General features: G+C 43.5%; 15 protein-coding genes. 3 read left to right on the forward strand and 12 right to left on the reverse strand.

The window, feature by feature from the left end; translation table 11 throughout:
• Window positions 1–3: 3 nt before the first annotated feature.
• From SNR28_RS10970 to SNR28_RS11005, 8 genes are all read right to left on the reverse strand, one after another.
• Entirely contained in the window at window positions 4–993 is a 990-nt protein-coding gene (locus SNR28_RS10970) for a glycosyltransferase (RefSeq protein WP_375752410.1), read from the reverse strand.
• Window positions 994–996: 3 nt separating this feature from the next.
• Window positions 997–2,370, reverse strand: coding sequence for a capsular biosynthesis protein (locus SNR28_RS10975; RefSeq protein WP_375752412.1), 1,374 nt, complete (start codon window positions 2,368–2,370; stop codon window positions 997–999).
• On the reverse strand, window positions 2,364–3,572 hold the full coding sequence (locus tag SNR28_RS10980; protein WP_375752414.1) for a lipopolysaccharide biosynthesis protein: 1,209 nt from the start codon (window positions 3,570–3,572) through the stop codon (window positions 2,364–2,366). The genes SNR28_RS10975 and SNR28_RS10980 overlap by 7 nt, the downstream gene beginning before the upstream one ends.
• A 3-nt stretch (window positions 3,573–3,575) precedes the next feature.
• Window positions 3,576–5,750 carry a GumC family protein gene (locus SNR28_RS10985; protein WP_375752415.1) on the reverse strand — a complete coding sequence of 725 codons (2,175 nt, stop codon included), beginning with the start codon at window positions 5,748–5,750 and terminating at the stop codon, window positions 3,576–3,578.
• Window position 5,751: 1 nt separating this feature from the next.
• A complete protein-coding gene (locus SNR28_RS10990) occupies window positions 5,752–6,354 on the reverse strand; it encodes a polysaccharide biosynthesis/export family protein (protein ID WP_375752416.1) in 603 nt (200 codons plus the stop codon).
• Window positions 6,355–7,665, reverse strand: coding sequence for an outer membrane beta-barrel protein (locus tag SNR28_RS10995; protein WP_375752417.1), 1,311 nt, complete (start codon window positions 7,663–7,665; stop codon window positions 6,355–6,357). It lies immediately after the preceding gene.
• Entirely contained in the window at window positions 7,649–9,061 is a 1,413-nt protein-coding gene (locus tag SNR28_RS11000) for an undecaprenyl-phosphate glucose phosphotransferase (protein ID WP_375752418.1), read from the reverse strand. The genes SNR28_RS10995 and SNR28_RS11000 overlap by 17 nt, the downstream gene beginning before the upstream one ends.
• 276 nt (window positions 9,062–9,337) lie before the next feature.
• Window positions 9,338–10,714 (reverse strand): PhoH family protein, encoded by a 1,377-nt coding sequence (locus tag SNR28_RS11005; protein ID WP_375752419.1) that lies wholly within the window; start codon window positions 10,712–10,714, stop codon window positions 9,338–9,340.
• A gap of 426 nt (window positions 10,715–11,140) precedes the next feature.
• Between SNR28_RS11005 and rapA the strand changes: the two genes are divergently transcribed.
• Together rapA and SNR28_RS11015 are read left to right on the forward strand one after the other, a co-directional pair.
• Entirely contained in the window at window positions 11,141–14,050 is a 2,910-nt protein-coding gene (gene rapA / locus SNR28_RS11010) for an RNA polymerase-associated protein RapA (protein WP_375752420.1), read from the forward strand.
• A complete protein-coding gene (locus SNR28_RS11015; RefSeq protein ID WP_375752421.1) occupies window positions 14,050–14,784 on the forward strand; it encodes an RluA family pseudouridine synthase in 735 nt (244 codons plus the stop codon). The genes rapA and SNR28_RS11015 overlap by 1 nt, the downstream gene beginning before the upstream one ends.
• Window positions 14,785–14,829: 45 nt before the next feature.
• Here the strand turns inward: SNR28_RS11015 and SNR28_RS11020 are convergent, their stop codons facing one another.
• The 4 genes from SNR28_RS11020 to argR form a co-directional block, all read right to left on the reverse strand.
• Window positions 14,830–15,267, reverse strand: coding sequence for a universal stress protein (locus SNR28_RS11020; RefSeq protein WP_375752423.1), 438 nt, complete (start codon window positions 15,265–15,267; stop codon window positions 14,830–14,832).
• A 100-nt stretch (window positions 15,268–15,367) separates the two neighbouring features.
• Window positions 15,368–17,947, reverse strand: a complete 2,580-nt coding sequence (locus tag SNR28_RS11025; protein ID WP_375752424.1) for a TRAP transporter permease — start codon at window positions 17,945–17,947, stop codon at window positions 15,368–15,370.
• Window positions 17,948–18,195: 248 nt separating this feature from the next.
• The gene (locus SNR28_RS11030; RefSeq protein ID WP_375752425.1) at window positions 18,196–19,164 is read right to left on the reverse strand and encodes a TAXI family TRAP transporter solute-binding subunit; all 969 of its coding nucleotides are present in this window, start codon (window positions 19,162–19,164) and stop codon (window positions 18,196–18,198) included.
• A 330-nt stretch (window positions 19,165–19,494) separates the two neighbouring features.
• The gene (gene argR / locus SNR28_RS11035; RefSeq protein ID WP_375752426.1) at window positions 19,495–19,965 is read right to left on the reverse strand and encodes a transcriptional regulator ArgR; all 471 of its coding nucleotides are present in this window, start codon (window positions 19,963–19,965) and stop codon (window positions 19,495–19,497) included.
• Window positions 19,966–20,299: 334 nt separating this feature from the next.
• Here argR and mdh point away from each other — a divergent pair, with 334 nt between their 5' ends.
• Entirely contained in the window at window positions 20,300–21,232 is a 933-nt protein-coding gene (mdh, locus tag SNR28_RS11040) for a malate dehydrogenase (RefSeq protein WP_375752427.1), read from the forward strand.
• Window positions 21,233–21,246: the final 14 nt, after the last annotated feature.

A 21,246-nucleotide genomic window follows, 5' to 3' on the forward strand; every position in this document is an offset into this window, starting at 1 on the left:
GCCTTACCTTTCAATAACTTTGTTGTCTGGCGCTTCGAATGGATTTTTTACTGGCTTGCAGAGGCCTCTAAGTAATCCTGCAGAGATAGCACTTAGATTGACGACACTTAAAAAACCGTCACGTATTGAGCGGTTAGTAATGGTCTTTAACGTCAAAAACGCAGCGAGTGGAATTAGAGTTAAACCGATAACTCCTGAGTCCAGCGTTAGAATGCTCGCAGCTAAACACAGCAGATAGATTGCAAAGATAACTTCGTTCTTTACTGTCTTTAACGCGTGCGTAAAGTGGCTCGTACCAAGAGAGCCTTTCAGGAGCTCACCAGTACCAAACAAATAGCCACTTCTCCAGCGGTGTCTTAGCAGGGCAAAGGTCGATAAGTTATGTGTTGAATGGTGGTGATAGGGTACTGCCAAACGATGAAGTTTGTAGCCTGAGTTTAACAAGCGCATACCCAGCTCTGCTTCCTCGTATGAATGCAGGTTGCGGTTTGTCAGGTAACCAATTTCATCAATGGCAGATTTACGGTATAGACCACCACACCCGAGATGATCGCAGTCACCTAACGGGAAAATCTGACTCATGCGTTGCTTGCGTGAACGGAACTCATAGTTGGCAGGTTCATCCATCTCAACAAGTCCGGCAACGCCCGCGTACTGACGGTTCTCCTGCATAAACTCCACAGCGTTGTCGATAAAACCTTCTGCCAGCTGCATGTCACCATCCAGAAGAAGTAGATAGTCACCTTCACTATGTAGGTAGCCAAGTTGGTGACCAACACCACAGCAGCGTTCTCTACCATTGGTAAGTGTCACTACGGTAGCGCCATTCTCAAGAGCAATCTCCTGAGTTTTGTCCGTTGATAAGCTGTCTGCAACAATGATCTTATGCGGGTACGCGCCAATCTGCTTTTGAATGCTCTGTATTGTTGCTGCAATACCCTCTTCTTCGTTAAAGGTCTTTATAATTGCTGAGATAAAAGGTCTATCATTCATGTGTTACTTACCTAAATGTGTCAAAATCGTTCTGCGAATAACCAGGCCGCCTCCCATGCAGAAATAGAACAGGTACTGCAGGCCGGATACCCGCACTAATATCGGGCTGTAAGGAATACTAAGCAGACATGTAAGAAGGAATGCCCTGAATGCTGGCTGCATAGCGATAAACTGAAGTTCTTCTTTGCTAAGCTTTGAACGGTCAAGTGCCGGGAATGGTTTCGTAATACGAAATACGTAAAGTATTGCTAAGATGTACAACGTAATTCCAACAGAGCCCGTTTCCCAAAGCAGAACGCCAGTTGATGTGGAGTCAAGCTCCAGATTAAACCAAGAAGCCAGGTAGCCTATGGTTTCACCACCATCATTGGTTGAGTTCAGGCCGTATCCGAAGAGTTCCCCAGCAATACCATGAAGGTCACTGTTCTCAAGCCAGAAGAAGATAGTGGTCATTCGGCCTAGCTGGCCGCCATCCATGATGTAGTTAGGATCGAATATGTAATCGATAGAGCCCCAGAAGATGACAAATGGACTTTTTGTTGGGTCGGTGTAAAAGTCAGATGTATTCATATAGATCAAACCTAATATGTATACAGCTAATACAACCAGTAGTAGAGACGAACCTGCAATAAGAAGCATGGTTTTGAAGCTGTAACTCTTCATTCCTTTCAGGTAGCTCTTAGATAACCAAGTGAACGCTAGTATGAATGGTGATATCAAGATTACGAATTTCACTTCTGCCAAGATGCATACTACAAAAGCTGAAATGACATGAGCATACAGAGAGCCTTTGGAACAGACTCCATGTTTATAGTCAGAGAGTTTGAGCAGGGCGACTAGCAGAGCGAACATCCCTAAAGCAGCACCATTACCGCCACCAAGCTGTTCACCACCGAACGTACCTACAACGGAGTCCCATTTCTCAAAGTCGCCCATAATAGCGACTCGTTTTGGAAGAACGATGAAAATCTGATGGGCTAGTGCAGGAACCTGAGCGTAATAAATGGCGTAAAATATTTGAGAACTGCGAAACAGTTGGTTTTCGTTTACAAAACCAGTGATCATGCAATAGGTCAGGATTGCCAGGCAGAATGTATTCTTATATCCGATAAGTGTCGTTGTGATACCGCTTTGGAGAACTGTTGTTGCGATAGCGAGAACAACACCGCCGACCAATAACAAAAGAACAATCCATTCTTGTGTATCCAGAGGTCTGGTTCTGTAACGAACTTGCATGGTGTGAAAACCAAGCATTAGGAAGGCCAGAATACATGGTAGCCAGAAAAAACCGTTAATCCCCGTCAGATACTGCGCCATACCGCAGATGACTAGGTTCATAATGGTGGTAAAAGTAAGGTAGTGCCCGGTGTTTAACATGATTTATCTTTTGCTAAGTTGTCTGCCAGTTTGTTCATACGGTGGTAAATAAACAGATACCGGATGAAGGAAAGCAGCGCGTATGTCATTACGGAAGCTGAGTAATCAAGGTGCCAGTAAGGCAGAGCTGCAAATGCGATTAAAACAATCGCTAATTGTTCAACCTGAATACGGAGAAAATATTTAGGATCACCAAATACCAGTTCGATAACGGTTAATGGTGATATCGCTAGCGCGATAAACATATATGGCAGCATATAGCGAGAGGTCGGAATAGAACTTTGCCACTCTTCGCTAAAAAACTGATTCATTACTAGAGGGTAAAAGACAAGTATGCCCACTACTGCCAAAAGAGCTAATGCAAGCAGTAGTTTGCGCGTTTTTTTGTACTCGTCCAGATTAAAACGGTTGTTTCGAAAGTCCAGAGACCATCGTGAAAATATCGAGTTTCTAACGGCATTCCCTACAATATTGACAGGGGAAAGACAGAACCTTGTTACGACAGCAAAGTAGCCAGCTGTCAGAGAGGAAAACCAAAGATTAACCAAAATAGTTGGAAGGTTAGCACTGGCCATTGCCAGCACTTCTGCGCTTCCAACTTTTGTTATATGAGCCTTGTTCTGCAGAAAAAATTCGCAATTACTTCGGTAAGAGAACAAGCCCGGGGATAAGTTTGACAACTTAACTGAATACAATATCCAAGATGTCGCATTGATTAAAAGCACAACGGCCCATACCCAGTAGAAGGTTTCCTCACTATTGGTAATGATTAGAGAACCAACTACGACAACAGATACAGACATTCTCTGGCAAGCCAGATGTATTACCTTCTCATCACGAAGTAATAAGTTCTCTGAGATGAGCAGTAATCCATAAGCCAGTGTTAAGGCGTATATAAAACCGAAAGATAGATCAAATCCAAGCGAGACTACCAAAGCAAATGGCAGACTCACTATGGCGCTTTGCAAACAGCAATAAACAATATTTTGATATAGCTGTGATTCTTCCTGCTTTGGAAGCAGGAAGTGCGTAGCATATGTGCAGATTTGAGAACCAATTAAGGCAATACTATAGATGAGAGCATATGTTCCCACCTCTGCCATGCCATACTTATTGGAGATTAGCCAGATAGCTCCCGCTCCAATGAGCTGGGAGATAACTGAAGAGCCCGCAATAGTGGTTGTGCTTTTAACCAGACTCATTACTTAGCTGCGCTTCGATTGAGCAGATTTGCTATCTGCTGTAATTAGCTTTTTAGTGCCAGCTTGCAGATAACGAAGGCCTTCTTCGCTCTCTAGGTTTTTATCTTCAACCTGGTTTACAACACCACCAATAACACCTGTACCCGCTAGTTCTAGCTTGTCCATCATCGAAAGGATGTCGTTTGCTGTTGAACCGTCGGCTTTCGCAACAACCATTACTGCATCAATCTTCTGAGCAACCAGCTGTGCATCTTTTGAGTGCTTGCATGAAGGAAGATTAAAGACAACCTGTTCATAACGAGCTGAGAGGCTTTCAATCAGGGCTTCAAACTTCTTCGATGAGATAACGGAAAGAGGAGAAACTGCTTTTGAACCTCTTGGATAAAAATCTAGGTTTCCAAGAGAAACGGCCGCTTCCTCAATAGCACAATCAGAAATGCAAATATCTGAAATGCCTTTTGCTGATGGCTGCACTAGCTTGTTGCTAAGTGATTCACCACTACGGAAGTTCAGGTCAACCAACGCAGTTTTTCTGTGCTGGCTAAAGGAATGCGCCAACAAATAACTGATGGTTTTTCTACCTTCACTGTCTTCAGCTGAAACAACACCTAATGTTCTGGATGGCTGTTTTTGGTCTAGCATTATGGCAGTACGGATGCCGTGAATCATTTCTGCATAATTGTCGATGCCAAATACTGCTTTTCTGAACTGTTCGATAGGTAAGTTCTTAAGTTCTTTCTCTTTTCTGAACTCCCCAAGAGCTCTAATACCCGTGTATTTCTCAAGCTCCTTCATCGAGTGAATTTTGCTGTTTGTCGCTGCTCGGATGATGAAAACCAGACAAGTTATGATGCTTACAAGCACAGCAATCATGATCATCAGGAAGACACGGTTTGGCTTTAATGGCTTATCTGCCGGTACCGCTTCATCATAGATAATCGCATTTGTTTTCTCATAGTTAAGGCTTAGCTGCTGCTCTTTTGTTCGTACATAAAGCGTCTTGTATAAGGTTTCCATTTGCTCTAAATCCATTTGAAGGTCGTAATATTTGTCCTTCTTGGAAGCTAGTTTATGAAAATCTTTTTTATGCTCGTCGATAAGGGCTTTATATTGAGCTTCTTCATTTCTTGCTGCTGTATAACGTTTTTGAACGGTTTCCATTAGCTCTTCAAATAGCTGCTCAGTCTGCTCGTTAATCGCTTTGATTTGAGAGTTCGCCTGCTGAATTTTCTGATGTTTTGGACCGTATCGTTTTTCTAGCTCATACAGATCACGCTTCGACTGTGTTAGTGAGCTACGTAGATCTTTTAACTGAGCATTATCCGCAAACATTGGTAGAGTAATGATCTCTTCCAGGCTGCTGCCACGGTATGTCATCGCTTCATTGTATTCAGCTGCCGCTGAGATTTTCTTTGCTTTAGCTTCTGCATAGCTACGTGTTAGCAGGGCAAGCTGCTCTGTTTCGTAACCATCAACACCGTTGAATGTAAGCATGTTTTCTTCTTTAAGAAGCTTTTGAATTTCTCTTTGCTTCTCAAGAATCTGCTCTTTTAGCTCTTTGTTCTGCTCTTCGTTCCACTCTTTTGCCGCAGCGGTTTTTTCCATGCGTTTTTGCACGCCAATATCGATATAAGAGTTGGCAATACTGTTTGCTATATCTGCCGCAAGTTCCGCATCTTTGTTTTCATACGTGATAAGCATTAACTGAGTTTTTCGAACACCAGTTACTGTCAGATTTTCACGAATGTATCTGATTGCACTTGATAACTTGTTTTGCTCAGTGTGATCTTCCGGAGCGACAGACAAGCCTGCATCAGTGCGTGCTTTTACGCCGTTAAATTCAGGATTCTCATCAAGCTTTAGCTTCTTGATAGTGTCACTTAATACACTTCTTGACTGAGCAAGCTCGTATTGAGTTGTGTAATATTCTTCTTGTGTTGAATCCAGTTTTTCAACTTGACTCAATGGTGTGATGTTGTCTTCCGTTGCCTCAATTAACACACTCGCTGTTGAGGAGTAAACATCGGTGATGTTACTTACAACCGGATACATGCCGCCGGTTACTACAGCTACAATGAAGAGTATTTTTAGCCAGTGCTTTTTGAGCTCTTTGGTGTATTGACTAATGTCTACCTTGCTTTCAAGCCTATCTTTATTATTTAAAATTATGCCAGTCATATTAGAAAAAACTCTGTTCTACAATAATGGTGTCGCCAGGATTAATTGGGAAAGTAAGTTCAACATCTTGAATAACTTCCAGTGAGCCAGACTGTTGGACGTTAATGTCTCGACTTGCTCGATCAGTAAAGCCACCAGCCATAGCAATGGCTTTTTGCACGTTCATTCCCGGTTGGTATTCAAAGCCATTAGGGGTCGAAACTTCGCCTAAAATGAAAAACTTTCTGAAGTTGGAAATAGCAACGGTAACCATAGGATTCACAAGATAATCTCCGTCTAACTTCTGTTCGATTTCTTGTTCAATTTCCGATGGTGTTCGACCTTTAAGTTGTAGGTTTCCGATATATGGATAGCTAATGGCACCGGTAGAATTAAGTGTTACATCCATACTTAAATCTGGTTCACCAAATACGGTTATTCTGACGATGTCGCCTCCGCTTAGGTGATAGGTGTTTTTTATCTCTTCCGTGTTTTTATTATTTTGAGGATTGCTGGCACTTTGTGTCTGCTGTCCTGTCGTGGTTGAATGTTGTTCCGTTGCTTGCGCGCTGGCGGTGGAAAGCACACCTATGGTGAGCAATATGCTGATTAGTATTTTTTTCATCTAAATCTGTACCTTTGCAGTAAGGACTAGTTTCGATTGGTCATAACCTAATTGGGTGATTGGGTTATGGGTTTCACTGATGTAAAAGTTGTCGTACTCGTGGTTTGAATCCTCTGTTAACGTCAGATACTGAAGGGAGAAATTTACAGAAGGACGCAGGTCGTAACTCAACGTCAGGCTTAGCTGGTTGCTGCTGTCCTCTCTGTCGGAATCTTGTTTTTTATGCTTCTCCAGGATGTACTCGTATCCCGCTAATGTAGAGAAACGATCACCACCCCAGTAATGCTGCCAGTTAATACCAGCAGATGTTTTTAGAGTGTATTCACCACCGACGCTTGCATCGTCTATAACCTGAGATGTTGTTGCTCTCCAGATGGAGTAGTCTTCTGGCTCCCAGATTAAGTTTGCATCCCAGTTGAAACCATCAAATGAATCTGCGTTTTCGAGGTTGATAAATGTCTTGTGTAACCAGCTTATGTTTCCGTCAAGAGATACGGTTGAACTCAGATTGCTCTTAATACCCATGCGAAGATAGTATTCGTATGTGTCTTTTTCTGAGTTCGCTTTATACATGATGTGATGACGGATCAGGCTGTAGCGAAACGTTGTGTCTGACGAATAGTTGTCAGAGATGCCCACACTTAAAGTAGAGGAGGCCCACTCTTCACCTTTAAGGTAGTCAATAAAGTCCGGTGTGCTGGTATTCGAGGCAACAGAGTCTAAATCACGAAACGTCATGTCTCGATAGCTCCAACCCATTTCCAGGGCTCCACGGCTATTTAATGCGCCATACTTGTAGTTCAACGAACCGACGGTCGATTCCGTCAATAGAGCTTCCTCTACACCGTAGTACTCCAACTGTTCATTGGATAAATCGCCAGTACTGTCGTCACCACGCACTTCGTGATCCCAGGATTGACTCAGATTGAGTTCAAGTTGGTGCCTAGTCCCAAAACGCCATAGGTTCTCAGAACTAATCTTATGGTCCTGATAGGAATCTTCAGCACTGGATTCGTACTCTTTGAAGTCGCCCGAGTAGGAGAGTGAATAAACATCATCATTAAATTGAGACTGCATTCGAAACTCAGGTGATACGGAATAGAAATTACTATTGATCGCATCATCTGGGTTTGATTGCAGTGTAATGTTTTCTTCGTGGCCATAATCTGCACCCACGCTCATTAGATACTCCATACCTAAAGGACCGGAATGCACTTTAGGTTGAGTATCTGCGTAGACTACTGGTGCAGATATACTGGCAATTAGCAATATAGGGATTGCATTACCGACTGGCTTAGTATGCTTGCTCACTCACAAATCCTTTGAATACTGTCAGGAAAATAATTTTTAGGTCAAGCCACAGGCTCCAGTTCTGTAGATACATGATGTCGTACTGAACTCGCTTTTCCATCTTGTCTACAGTGTCGGTTTCACCTCGGTAACCATTGATTTGTGCCCAGCCAGTAATACCTGGCTTCACTTTGTGGCGAATCATGTAGTTATCTACGATTTTTCGGTACTGTTCGTTATGGGCTACTGCGTGAGGGCGGGGGCCTACAATGGACATTGAACCTTGAACGACGTTGAAAAACTGTGGTAGTTCATCAAGAGAGGTTCTTCTGATAAATGAACCAAATGCCGTAACTCTTGGGTCATTCTTTGTTGCCTGAACAACGGTATCCGTGTTCTCCATTACTTTCATGGAGCGGAATTTCCAGACTTTGATTTTTTTGCCACCAAGGCCATATCTGTCTTGCTTAAACAGAATAGGACCTGGAGAGCTCAGTTTTACACCTGTAGCGACAAAAAGTAGCAAAGGTGAGATCAGAGTAATGATCACTGAGCCAATAATAATGTCTTCAATACGTTTAGTGACTTTCTTAAACCCTGAAAACGGAGAAGCAAAGATACTGAACGTACTTAGGTTACCAATATTACTGATCTGAGAAATACCCAAGCGGTGTGTAGATAAATCAGGAACTAAGTAAGTATCCACTGTTGTGTCTGATAGCATTAGCAGAGAAGAGCCAACTCTATCCAAAGCATTAAACGGGATGGCTACATACACTGCATCTATTTCTTCATTGTGTATGTCTTGTAGCAGTTGCTTTGAACAGCCTTTAAATTCTGACTTTGTCAGGTAACCAAATCGGTTTTTTGCTCTGTCATCATAGAAATAAACGGTCGTATTCAGGTTTGAATATTCACGAAGAATTTCTCTCTCTACATTGATGCCAGCAGGAGTCATCCCAAGAATAGCAATCTTCTTTTGGCTTTTAGTCATTTTACCAACACAGACAGTTAGCCATGCAGCCAAAGGACGGTAGGCAAAAATAGTTGCCATTGCCACGAATAACCATGAGTAAGTTAGTGTCGGAAACAGAGCTCTGATTTCAGAACCTTGCATATGGTTGAAAGGCACTCTTGTAACTTCAATGAATACGACAGTCATTAAAACTGTTGCCATAAACTTCAGGGCAGTATTACTTAATTTGTGTCGTAGTTTCTGCTGGTATAGTCCTGTGTATTCACCACAAACCATAAATACAACAGAGGTTAGGAAAGCACTGCCAAAGTCTATGGCAGTTTCTTCTTTTCCAAGAAGTTCAAGAATCAGGCTAAGACTCAGATTTATAGTAAGAAAGTCGAGAACTTTCATCAGGCCGCCATAGCCATTATCTGCTAATTTAAATATTTTCTTATTCATTTAGTTCTTAATTTGAGTGGACCGGATGGGAAATATTTAGCTATCAATTAATGCATAGGCTGAAATTTGGGGTGCAGTATAGCGGTATAAAAACTGGTTTGAATTGCACTTATTTTTCCTTGCAAAAAAATAACGTTCCTTACAGGGTGTTGTTGCAAATCAGACGAGAATTTTACTTTTTTAGATTGAGGTCATACTTTTGGTGATACTTTTGAATGGATCCTACAAAACTCATAACTTATTGAGGGGGCAGTATTTACCCCCTCAACATAGTCCTCAGAGATTTTCTTCAGCAAACTCAGCAAGACGGCTACGTACAACTCCGTTAAGGTGTATGTTAGCGCTGCCTTCAAAGTTCTTGAAACGTTCTACCATATAGGTAAGACCTGAAGTGACAGGGGTAAGATAAGGTGAGTCTATTTGCGCCAGATTTCCTGAGCAGACAATCTTGGTACCTTCACCACAGCGGGTAATGATTGTTTTGATCTGAGAAGCAGTCAGATTTTGACATTCATCCAAAAGAACAAAGGCATTCTGGATAGAGCGACCGCGCATAAAATTGATCGACTTAAACTGAATGTTGGCTTTTTCGCAAATGTATTTAAGTGAGCCTTCGGTGCAGTGATCGTTTTTATGCAGGGCCTCCAGAGTATCAGTGACAGCCGCCAGCCACGGCAACATTTTTTCTTCCTCTGTCCCTGGAAGAAAACCGATAGACTCTCCGATATCAGGTGTGTTTCTGGTAACAATGATTTTGTCGAACATACTCTTTTCGATACTTTGTTCCAGAGCACATGCCATCGCTAACAATGTTTTACCACTACCAGCAGCCCCAGTCAGAATAACCAGATCGATACCGGGATCTAATAGGGCATCTATTGCCATTCCCTGATAGACATTTTTAGGACGAATATCCCATGCTTGTCGGTGCATGAGTCGCTCTCGGCTGAGATCTTTGATTGTTACCTTACTATTTTCTATCGCATCGATACGACCAGCAAAGTCAGTATCCTCGTCTACAACGTATTGATTGATGAAAGTCGGCTCCAGAGTTTCATCATCTATGGTGTGGTAAGTTCTTCCTCCTATGTTTTTGCTTTCCACGCGGTTGACGTTTTTCCAAAAATCGCCCTCGTAGGTGTGAAAGCCTTTTGTCAGGTATTGAACATCATCAATGAGTTGATCTGTACGGTAATCTTCAACAAAGCGTACTCCGGCTCCTTTGGCACGCAGTCGCATGTTAATGTCTTTGGTGACGAGAACGACCTCTCGTGGTGATCGCTTGTTCTGAATGTAGAGAACAGCGTTTAAGATTCGATTGTCGCCAGCTTTGTCCGCAAAAGCTTTTACGGTTTCCTGAAGTTCGAAATCAGCAAGAATAGAAATGCTCCCAGTTGCTTCTTTGTCCTTGCTAAATGGAATCCCTTCAGAGATTTGATCTGGTGTTGCGTCGCGGAAGATATCCTCGAGACCACGAATCGCGACACGAGCATCGCGGGCAACGTCGCGTTTACTGTCTTTGATTCTGTCGAGCTCTTCGAGGACGGTCATAGGGATGACCACGTCATGTTCTTGAAATGAGTATATTGCTAAAGGTTCGTGAAGAAGGATATTGGTATCCAATACAAAGATTTTCCGATCGGTATCGCCCATAAGCGTCTCCTTATCCACCGAGTGGTGGCTAGCCTGCAAAACAATGTTTGTAAGCTCGTAGCTGGAATTTTGACGCTGAAGTAGCGGTTAATTCAGCTACTTACTCCAAACTCTGTTTGATACCAAATCCAAGCATATTTTGTGCCTGATATTCAGAGCGTTCTCAATATGTTGGACTTAATATCATTATAGATACAAAAGCTCTTCAGGATCTAGAAATCGCATACTAAGTTTACAGTTTGATTTCAGTTGCATTTAGGAAGAAAAAAAGCCTAAAACCAGTCGATTTGGTCGTGACCTGTGTCACGGCTTCGAGTAATATTAGCGCCCATTTCTGGTACCCGAAGCTTTGCGAATAAAAGGTACCTATATACACGCTAGAATTTAGAGACGAAAGTCGACTCCAACAAAGAGGTTAGTCAATATATGACATTTGCTTTGGGCCAGCGCTGGATCAGCGATACAGAAAGCGATTTAGGTTTAGGTACATTGGTTGAAATCGATGTAAGAACAGTAACTTTTATGTTCCCTGCCTCAGAAGAAAACAGGGTTTATGCAAGAGCTGATGCACCTGTTACCAGAGTGGTATTTAATGTTGGAGATACGGTTGAGAGTCAGGAAGGCTGGTCGCTTAAAGTCGAAGAAGTTTTAGAAGAGAATGGTTTGCTAACCTATGTCGGCACTCGCCTGGATACTGAAGAAGCTGGTGTCGTTCTGAGGGAAATCTTTTTAAGTCATCAAATCCGTTTTAATAAACCTCAGGATAAGTTATTTGCCGGTCAGGTGGATCGCATGGATAACTTTGTGCTTCGTTATCGTGCGCTGACGAACCAATTTGAACAGCATAAGAGCCCGATGCGTGGCCTATGTGGTATGCGTGCAGGATTGATCCCTCATCAGCTATTTATTGCCCATGAAGTAGGTCGCCGCTTTGCTCCACGCGTGTTGCTGGCTGATGAAGTAGGTTTAGGTAAAACCATTGAAGCGGGCATGATTATCCATCAACAGGTACTTTCTGGTCGTGCTGAGCGTGTTCTTATCGTTGTACCTGAAACGCTACAGCATCAGTGGCTGGTGGAGATGATGAGAAGATTTAACCTTCACTTCTCTATCTTTGATGAAGAGCGTTGCGTGGAAGCCTATGCGGAAGCTGATAACCCATTTGACACCGCACAGTATGTACTTTGTTCACTGGACTTTATTACGAAGAGCAAGAAGCGCTTTGAGCAGGTGATTGAAGGTGACTGGGATCTTCTGGTTGTCGATGAAGCGCATCACCTTGAGTGGAGTCAGGATAAGCCAAGTCGTCAGTATCAGGTTGTTGAGGGGCTTGCAGAAAGAACGCCTGGTGTATTACTGCTAACAGCAACACCAGAGCAGTTGGGCCATGAAAGCCACTTTGCGCGTCTTCGCCTGCTAGATTCAGACCGTTTCTATGATTACTCTGAGTTTGTAAAAGAAGAGCAACAGTATGCACCCGTTGCCGATGCGGTGAGTACACTGCTCTCTGGTGAGAAACTGGCTGACGATGCCAAGAATCAGATTACTGAGTTGTTGTCTGAGCAAGACGTCGAACCTCTGTTTCGAATCATCGAAGGCGAAGTGGCTGATGACGAAAAAGCGAAAGCGCGTCACGAGTTAATTGATAACCTGATGGATCGTCACGGTACCGGTCGGGTACTTTTCAGAAACACCCGTGCTGCAATATCAGGTTTCCCTAAGCGTAATGTTCACCTATTGCCGATGGATATTCCTAAGCAGTATGAAACGTCAATGCGTGTTGCTGGTATGATTGGCGGTAAGATGCCTCCGCAAGCTCGCGCAATGAAGATGCTTTATCCGGAAGAAATCTTCCAGGAGTTTGAAGGTGATGCTGGTAGTTGGTGGCAGTTTGATTCTCGAGTTGACTGGTTGATTGAGAAGGTACAAGAAAAGCGCTCTGAAAAAATCTTAGTTATCGCTTCTCGTGCTTCAACCGCACTTCAGCTAGAGCAGGCACTCCGTGAGCGTGAAGGTATTCGAGCAACAGTATTCCACGAAGGTATGTCGATTATAGAGCGTGACAAAGCCGCGGCTTACTTTGCTCAGGAAGAAGGCGGAGCTCAGGTGCTTATCTGTTCTGAAATTGGTTCTGAAGGGCGCAATTTCCAGTTTGCCAACCAGTTGGTGATGTTCGACTTACCATTCAACCCAGACCTGCTTGAGCAGCGTATTGGTCGTCTGGATCGAATTGGCCAGCAGAGAGATATCGATATCCATGTTCCATACCTGAAAGGTACTTCTCAGGCAATTCTTGCGCGCTGGTATGAAGAGGGCTTGCAAGCATTCTCTGAAACCTGCCCAACCGGACGAGCGGTATACGATAAGTTCTCGGATGAACTGATCGAAATGCTGGCATCGGTTGATGAAGCTAACCTTAATGACATTATCGATGAGTCTAAGAAACTAAATCTGGAGCTTAAGTCTAAGCTGGAGCAGGGGCGTGACCGTCTGCTTGAAATGCACTCTAATGGTGGTGAAGAAGCTCAGAAGATCGTTGAGCAAATCGCGTCAACAGATGGGGATACTAATCTGGTGACCTTTGCTCTTAGCCTGTTCGATACTATTGGTCTGAATCAGGATGATAAGGGTGACAACGCACTTATAGTCACGCCGTCTGAGCGTATGATGGTGCCGAGCTATCCTGGTCTTCCGTATGAAGGTGCGACTATCACATTTGATAGGGATACTGCGCTATCGCGAGAAGATATGAACTTCATTAGCTGGGAACACCCGATGATTCAGGGTGGTATTGACTTGCTAATGAGTGAAGGTGTTGGTACGTCTGCAGTTTCTCTTCTTAAGAATAAAGCACTTCCTGTAGGAACGATTCTTCTTGAACTAGTCTACGTTGTTGATGCTCAGGCGCCAAAGCGGAGTGGTATCAGCCGCTACCTTCCTAAAACGCCAATTCGTCTGATGATGGACGCTCGTGGTAATGATCTTTCATCTCAGGTTGAGTTTGAGAGTTTCAACCGTCAGCTAAGCCCCGTTAACAGGCATATTGCCAGCAAGTTGGTTAGCTCAGTTCAGGGGGATGTTCATAAGTTGATTGATTCTGCTGAGAAGTTAGTGGTTGATAAGGTCGAAGCGGTTCGCAATCGGGCTCAGACGGGAATGTCAGAAAGTCTGAATAGCGAACTTGAGCGTTTGCAGGCCTTGAAAGCGGTTAACCCGAACATTCGTGATGAAGAGATTCAGGCAATTGATGACCAGATTAAAGAGCTGACGGGCTATATCTCGAAAGCTCAGGTTCAGCTGGACTCTTTACGCTTAATTGTTGTTTCGCACAACTAATGGCATTACTGGAATATAATCCACCGCAAGGCCCGCTTGATATTGTTTACCAGGATGCGCATATCCTGGTAACCAACAAACCAGCGGGTTTGTTGTCTGTGCCGGGCCGCGCTATAGAGCATTTTGAAAGTCAGTGGAGTCGAGTGCGAGAACAGTTTCCTGAAGCTGAGGTTGTTCATCGTCTGGATATGGCGACGTCTGGTTTAATGTTGTTCTCTCTTAACAAATCTGCAGAACGTCATCTTAAAAAGCAGTTCCAATACAGATTGACCCACAAAGTTTACTATGCACGTGTGTGGGGAAGTGTTGAGAGTGACGAAGGCACTATCGATCTTCCGCTTATCTGTGACTGGCCTAATCGTCCACGACAGATAGTTTGCTATGAGAATGGAAAGCACGCGGTCACCCGATATCAGGTTGTACAGCGTGAAGAAAAAACAACCTTAGTCAGACTGCTGCCAGTGACAGGTCGTTCCCATCAGTTAAGGGTGCATATGCTGGAAATGGGGCATCCGATTGTTGGTGATGAGTTCTATGCACACGAAGAAGCTAAAAACTTTTCCGACAGGCTACAATTGCACTCGGCCGAACTGAGTTTCTATCACCCAGAAAGCAATAAGCTTTGCGCTCAGTTTGTACCTTGTGAGTTTTACAGGGAAGCAACACCTCAGATCGAGGTGTATTTTGTTATTCCGGAAGAACTTCCGGACTATAAGAATCTGCCAAAGTCGTAAGCACTTAATGCTTTACGACTTTGGAACCGTGCGACAAAGATAATCTTACCCTTGCGGCTTTATCACCATCACATTCACCGGTGAGTTCTGCACGACTTTACTAGCGACAGAGCCCAATACTACCTTGTCTACTTTAGAACGTTTGTGACTAGGCATGATGATTAGATCAGCGCCAAGCTTCGCAGCGTGTTCAAGAATGGTTGCATAAGGCTTACCTTCAGCAACATGACATTTGAATATAACATCGTCATCAATATGCTGATCAGCGAAGTTCTGAAGCTGTCGTTTTACGTCTTGCTTCATTTGGCGCGCAGCATCTTTTGGAAAGTATGTTGCTACCATAGACATATGAATTCCAGGAAGTACGTTGAGCAGGTGTACTTCTGCATTAGAATGTTTAGCTAGCCACACTGCTTGTGCAACTGCTTTGTCTGAAAAGCCTTTATCATTCAAATCAACTGGAACAAGGATCTGTTTGTACATATTCGTAACTCTTAATTGATTAGGTTGGGCTTAAAGCCACTATATCCCTTTCCGGTTGTAATTCTGGTGTCGGAGTATTTAACACCGACACCAGATACAACTACGCGCTTAGCTCATCCTTACGAGCACGTCTTCTCTGATTTAATCCTAGACCAAGAAGCAGTAAGAAGGCAGGGACAAATACCCATTCTTTCATAGGACGATCTGCTGGCAGTACAACCCATTGGATTTCCCAGTCAAAATCAACGCCAGATGATTCTGCAGGACTGCCAAACTCAACCATATCTACAATCATTTTACCGTCGTTCTCTGTCAGCATCAGACCCATTGAAGAGATACGGTCTTCTGCAGACTCCGCATTGTCTTCAAACGGAAGACGGACGGTTTTTTCGATGAACTTACCTTCCAGGTTTTCACCTGCTACTCTTAGTTCAAGTGATTGTCCCACAGGAAGTTTTTCAGTAACTTGAGCTATCTCAACTCCCGGATAAAGATCCTTAGCCGGATAGATCATATCCCACCAGAAACCAGGTCTGAAGAAGGTGAAAGTTAGTACCAGAAGTAGCACGGTTTCCCACCACTTATTCTTAGTCAGCCACCAACCTTGTGTTGCAGCAGAGAAGATCAACATTGCAGCTGTTGCAGAGATGACCGTCAGGCATAGGTGCCACCAGGTATCAATACCCATCATCAGAAGCTGAGTATTGAAAATAAACATAAATGGCAGTATCGCTGTACGTATATCGTAAGTGAAACCCTGAATACCGGTACGGATTGGATCTGATTTAGCAATCGCTGCTGCAGCAAATGCAGCAAGACCTACCGGTGGCGTATCATCCGCCAGAATACCGAAGTAGAACACGAACAGATGTACGGCAATTAGAGGGATGATTAGCCCGTGAGCCGCACCTAAGGTTACGATTACCGGAGCCATCAGTGTTGATACAACGATATAGTTTGCTGTGGTTGGCAGGCCCATACCCAGAACAAGACTGATTACAGCAGTGAACAGAAGCATAAGTATAATGCTGCCGCCTGATATAAACTCAACAAAGTCTGTCATAACCAGACCGATACCTGTAAGCGTTACAACACCGACAACGGTACCAGCAGCAGCGGTAGCAACACCGATACCTATCATGTTGCGTGCGCCAGATACCAGGCTCTCAGAAAGATCGACAAGACCTTCTCTTGCTGCCTCTTTTAGATCGCCTTCTTTAGAGAACAACGCGATCAGTGGACGTTGAGTCAACAGGATAAAGATCATGAATACCGTTGCCCAGAACGCAGACAGACCCGGAGAGAAGCGCTCAACTGTCAGACACCAAACCAGAACTACGATTGGAAGTAAGAAATGCAGACCAGATTTAATGGTTGGCCCTGCATCAGGAACCTCTGAGAGCTCCTCATCAATCGACATATGCGCATGCTCCTGATATGCCGCAGAGATACGTACTAGTCCGACATAAGACAATAATAGAGCAACAGTCACAATAGGAGTTGCAGCTGCACCGAAGACACCTTTAGTCCAACCAACACCGTAGTATACGATAGCGCTTAGTACACAAAGACCCACGATCGTACCTACAAAAGAAGTCATGCTTTGCAGGATAGTTGGATTGTGGCGACGAGGAAGCCCCTTCATCCCTGCTTTCGTCGCTTCAAGGTGAACGATGTAAAGCAGAGCAACGTAAGAGATAAGTGCTGGGAGTAGTGCGGCCTTGATTACCTCTACGTAAGAGATACCTACGTATTCAACCATCAGGAATGCAGCGGCACCCATGATTGGTGGCGTTAGCTGACCATTGGTTGAAGCTGCTACTTCTACAGCACCAGCTTTAGTTCCTGGGAAGCCAACACGCTTCATCAACGGAATAGTGAAGGTACCGGTTGTTACTACGTTTGCAATGGATGAACCAGATACAAGACCGGACAGGCCCGATGCAACAACTGCAGCTTTTGCCGGACCACCACGCATATGACCAAGAAGCGAGAATGCTACTTTAATGAAGTAAGCACCAGCTCCGGCTCTATCCAACATTGCACCGAACAGTACAAACAAGAATACGAAAGAGGTTGATACACCAAGTGCTACACCAAATACCCCTTCTGTTGTTAGCCACAGGTGTGACATTGCCTTATTCAGGCTGGCACCTTTGTGAGCGATAACATCTGGCATATATGGGCCAGCAAACGTGTAGGTCAGGAACACGGCCGCCACCACCATAAGAGGGGGACCTAATGCACGGCGAGTCGCTTCAAGAAGAAGCACCATACCTGTTACAGCTGCAACAATATCAAATGTTGTCGGTGCACCGGAGCGGCCCGCAAGTTCGGTGTAAAAAATGTAGATATAGGCAGCAGAGAAACTGCCCGCTAGCGCCAAAACCCAATCGACCAATGGTACTCGGTCTCTAGGAGAGTGAGCCATTGCCGGATAGGCAGTGAAAGCAAGAAAGATTGCAAATGTCAGATGAATTGCACGTGCTTCAGTGTCATTTAGTACGCCAAAGTTAAAAATAAACGGCAGTGGTGACGCGTACCAAAGTTGAAATAATGACCAGCAAAGCGGCACAAACCACAGCATTTTGCCCGGTATACCCGAAGGGTTACGAGCGCCCGTGTCTGATTGTGCCACCATTTCTTGCACATCTGGAGACGGTGTGTTTGTCTTCGTCATGTACTTTATCCTTATTATTGATGGTCTGTCTAAAGAGTAGGAAGTTGGCTATGTAATTAACCACCAATTCTCTAATTTTAGTCATAGATAGAAAAGGTGTTTAATTTTTGAGCTTAAAAATGGCTAGTACGCAGAATTTTATTTTGCAAAACAGCCAATTGCCCGAGCCTAAAATAGTTTTTTGAAAGTATAAAAATTGATAAGGAGGCAATCGCCTCCTTAAATTACTTAGTTGTTACTGAAGTCAGTTACTTAAGCAATCCTACTTCTTTATAGTATTTCTCTGCACCTGGGTGTAGAGGAATTGAGAGACCAGCTTTAACCATATCTTCCTTCTTCAGATTTTTGAAAGCAGGGTGCAGGCGCTTGAAAGTGTCAAAGTTTTCAAACACAGCTTTAGCTACGTTATAAGCAACATCTTCTGAAACATCAGTTGTTGTTACCATAGTCGCAGCGACACCAAAGCTATTCACATCAGAATCGGTACCGCGATAAGTACCAGCAGGAAGTGTGCTGAATGCATAGTATGGTTTGCCAGAAACAATGCTATCAATTTCAGGACCTGTTGCGGATACTAGTTTAGCATCGCAAGAAGTCGTTGCTTCTTTGATAGAACCGTTTGGATGACCAACCATGTAGATGAATGCATCAATTTTGTTGTCACACAGCGCTTGTGAGCGCTCCGACCCTTTAAGCTCAGATGCTAGCTTGAAACTATCCTTAGTCCAGCCCATCGCATCCATAACGACACCCATTGTTGCGCGATCACCTGAACCAGGGTTACCGATATTTACGCGTTTACCTTCAAGGTCTTTAACGCCTTCGATTCCCGAGTCAGCACGAACAATGATGTTGAAAGGTTCGGTGTGAAGAGAGAACATAGCTCGTAGTTTTTTGTACGGGCCTTGTTCAGAGAACTTACTTGTACCGTTGTATCCGTGGAACTGCCAGTCAGACTGGACAACACCAAAATCCAGCTCATTAGCACGAATGGTGTTTACGTTGTAGATAGAACCACCAGTTGATTCTACAGAACAACGAATATTGTGTTCCTTACGGCTTTTGTTCACTAGCTTACAGATCGCACCACCAGTTGGGTAGTAAACCCCAGTGACCGAACCTGTACCGATAGTAATGAATTCCTGAGCTTGAACTGCACCTGCACTCATTACAGCAGCGGCAATTGCGCTAGCCTGGACAAGTTTTCTTAATGCCATGAATTTTCCTTCCTTATTCATTATTAAGCTCCCTCCCATTGATTATTTGAGAGAGGAGTTTCCTTTTGGAAACGGCATCTTTTTCAATCCATATGTTGAAAAAGTGGCGGAATAATACCAAATATTTGATGAAAAATTAGATTTTTGACTATCGATTCAGGTGTGTTATCTGTGCCACAAAAGGATAGTGATAGGGTTGCTTCATTATAAATAAAATAAAATCAGCAACTTAAGTTGCTGATTTAAAATTGCAATAAGAATCCCATTAATGTGATATTCATCACAATACAAAAGTGCATTTAAGATTACGTATTGTAAATCGTACTAGTATCAGCCTGCGTATTCGAATAGTGCGCAAACTGATTCATATAATTGTTTGGTTGTTACGTTTAAAGTTGGTGTTATAAAAATGGTGTCATCACCAGCAACAACACCTAAGATGCCTTCGGATTTACCTAGTGAATCCAGAAGACGGGCGATAAGTTGGGCTGCTCCAGGGCCTGTATGAATAACGACAATGGCATTGTTATGGTCAATATCCATTACTAGCTCTCTTAGAGGGCTTGAAGTCGTTGGGACACCAAGTTCGACAGGTAAACAGTAAACCATTTCCATTTTGGCATTTCGTGTTCTTACTGCCCCAAACTTAGTTAGCATTCGGGAAACTTTAGACTGGTTGATATTTTCAAAGCCTTCGTGTTTGAGCGCGTCAACGATCTCTCCCTGAGAACCGAATCTCTCTTCTTTGAGAATGGCTTTAAAGGCTCTTACTAAATTATCTTGTTTGTCATTATTACGCATAGTTCATTTTGTGTGCAGTAACGGAAGAAGGGCATTTTCTCACAATTCTGCGAATTTCAGCAAACGTACAACCGAAAAATGCAGCTATTGTCACTATAACTATAGTCGGATTAGTGTGTAATAGTTCCATAGTTAACTCTTTGTATAGATTAAAATATCAATACGACTTTTGTCGTTATTGGAGCGGGTGTTGCGCAAAGTCGCAAAGCTGAAGTTAAATAATTGTAATCAATTTATGAATGATTTAGTTTGCAACATACGCTGATTAAAAAGAATTCGAACCCTACGTGAAACAATTTTTTAATTTAATTATAAATTCTTAAGGAGAACTACTATGAAAGTAGCTGTAATTGGTGCCGCGGGCGGTATTGGACAAGCTCTGGCACTTTTGCTCAAGAACCGCTTACCTGCTGGCTCTGATCTTGCGCTTTACGACATCGCTCCAGTAACTCCGGGCGTGGCAAAAGATCTAAGTCATATCCCAACACCTGTCTCTATAGAAGGTTTTGCTGGTGAAGATCCAACACCTGCGCTTGAAGGTGCAGACGTTGTTCTAATCTCTGCTGGTGTTGCACGTAAACCTGGTATGGATCGTGCGGATCTTTTCAACGTCAATGCTGGAATCGTTAAATCTCTGGCTGAAAAAATTGCGGTATCTTGCCCTAAAGCTCTGGTTGGTATCATTACTAACCCAGTAAATACAACAGTGCCGATCGCGGCTGAAGTTCTTAAAAAAGCGGGCGTTTATGATAAGCGTCGTCTGTTTGGTGTAACAACATTGGATGTTATCCGTTCAGAAACTTTTGTTGCTGAACTGAAAGACAAAGATCCAGGTGATGTTCGCGTACCTGTAATTGGTGGTCACTCTGGTGTTACTATCCTTCCTCTTCTATCACAAGTTAAAGACGTAGAGTTTACAGATGAAGAAATAGCGGCACTTACAGATCGTATTCAGAATGCGGGTACAGAAGTAGTTAAAGCGAAAGCGGGTGGTGGCTCAGCAACTCTATCTATGGGTCAGGCTGCTTGCCGCTTTGGTATGGCACTTGTTAAAGCACTTAATGGTGAAGAAGGCGTTGTTGAGTGTGCGTATGTAGAAGGTGATGGTGAACATGCTCGCTTCTTCGCACAGCCAGTTAAGCTAGGTAAAGAAGGTGTTGAAGAAGTTCTTAGCTATGGTGCGCTAAGTGACTTTGAGAAGTCTGCACTGGACGGTATGCTTGAGACACTAAACGGTGATATCAAAATTGGTGAAGAGTTTGTATAAACTCTTAGACAATA

Source organism: Vibrio iocasae, from assembly GCF_042245395.1.
In the GTDB taxonomy this organism is placed as follows: domain Bacteria; phylum Pseudomonadota; class Gammaproteobacteria; order Enterobacterales; family Vibrionaceae; genus Vibrio; species Vibrio iocasae.

Excerpts from the sequence above, each read along its gene's own strand:
- SNR28_RS10970 (WP_375752410.1), bottom strand. The coding sequence starts at position 993 with ATGAATGATAGACCTTTTATCTCAGCAATTATAAAGACCTTTAACGAA.
- SNR28_RS10975 (WP_375752412.1), bottom strand. The coding sequence starts at position 2,370 with ATGTTAAACACCGGGCACTACCTTACTTTTACCACCATTATGAACCTA.
- SNR28_RS10980 (WP_375752414.1), bottom strand. The coding sequence starts at position 3,572 with ATGAGTCTGGTTAAAAGCACAACCACTATTGCGGGCTCTTCAGTTATC.
- SNR28_RS10985 (WP_375752415.1), bottom strand. The coding sequence starts at position 5,750 with ATGACTGGCATAATTTTAAATAATAAAGATAGGCTTGAAAGCAAGGTA.
- SNR28_RS10990 (WP_375752416.1), bottom strand. The coding sequence starts at position 6,354 with ATGAAAAAAATACTAATCAGCATATTGCTCACCATAGGTGTGCTTTCC.
- SNR28_RS11000 (WP_375752418.1), bottom strand. The coding sequence starts at position 9,061 with ATGAATAAGAAAATATTTAAATTAGCAGATAATGGCTATGGCGGCCTG.
- SNR28_RS11005 (WP_375752419.1), bottom strand. The coding sequence starts at position 10,714 with ATGGGCGATACCGATCGGAAAATCTTTGTATTGGATACCAATATCCTT.
- rapA (WP_375752420.1), top strand. The coding sequence starts at position 11,141 with ATGACATTTGCTTTGGGCCAGCGCTGGATCAGCGATACAGAAAGCGAT.
- SNR28_RS11015 (WP_375752421.1), top strand. The coding sequence starts at position 14,050 with ATGGCATTACTGGAATATAATCCACCGCAAGGCCCGCTTGATATTGTT.
- SNR28_RS11020 (WP_375752423.1), bottom strand. The coding sequence starts at position 15,267 with ATGTACAAACAGATCCTTGTTCCAGTTGATTTGAATGATAAAGGCTTT.
- SNR28_RS11025 (WP_375752424.1), bottom strand. The coding sequence starts at position 17,947 with ATGACGAAGACAAACACACCGTCTCCAGATGTGCAAGAAATGGTGGCA.
- SNR28_RS11030 (WP_375752425.1), bottom strand. The coding sequence starts at position 19,164 with ATGGCATTAAGAAAACTTGTCCAGGCTAGCGCAATTGCCGCTGCTGTA.
- argR (WP_375752426.1), bottom strand. The coding sequence starts at position 19,965 with ATGCGTAATAATGACAAACAAGATAATTTAGTAAGAGCCTTTAAAGCC.
- mdh (WP_375752427.1), top strand. The coding sequence starts at position 20,300 with ATGAAAGTAGCTGTAATTGGTGCCGCGGGCGGTATTGGACAAGCTCTG.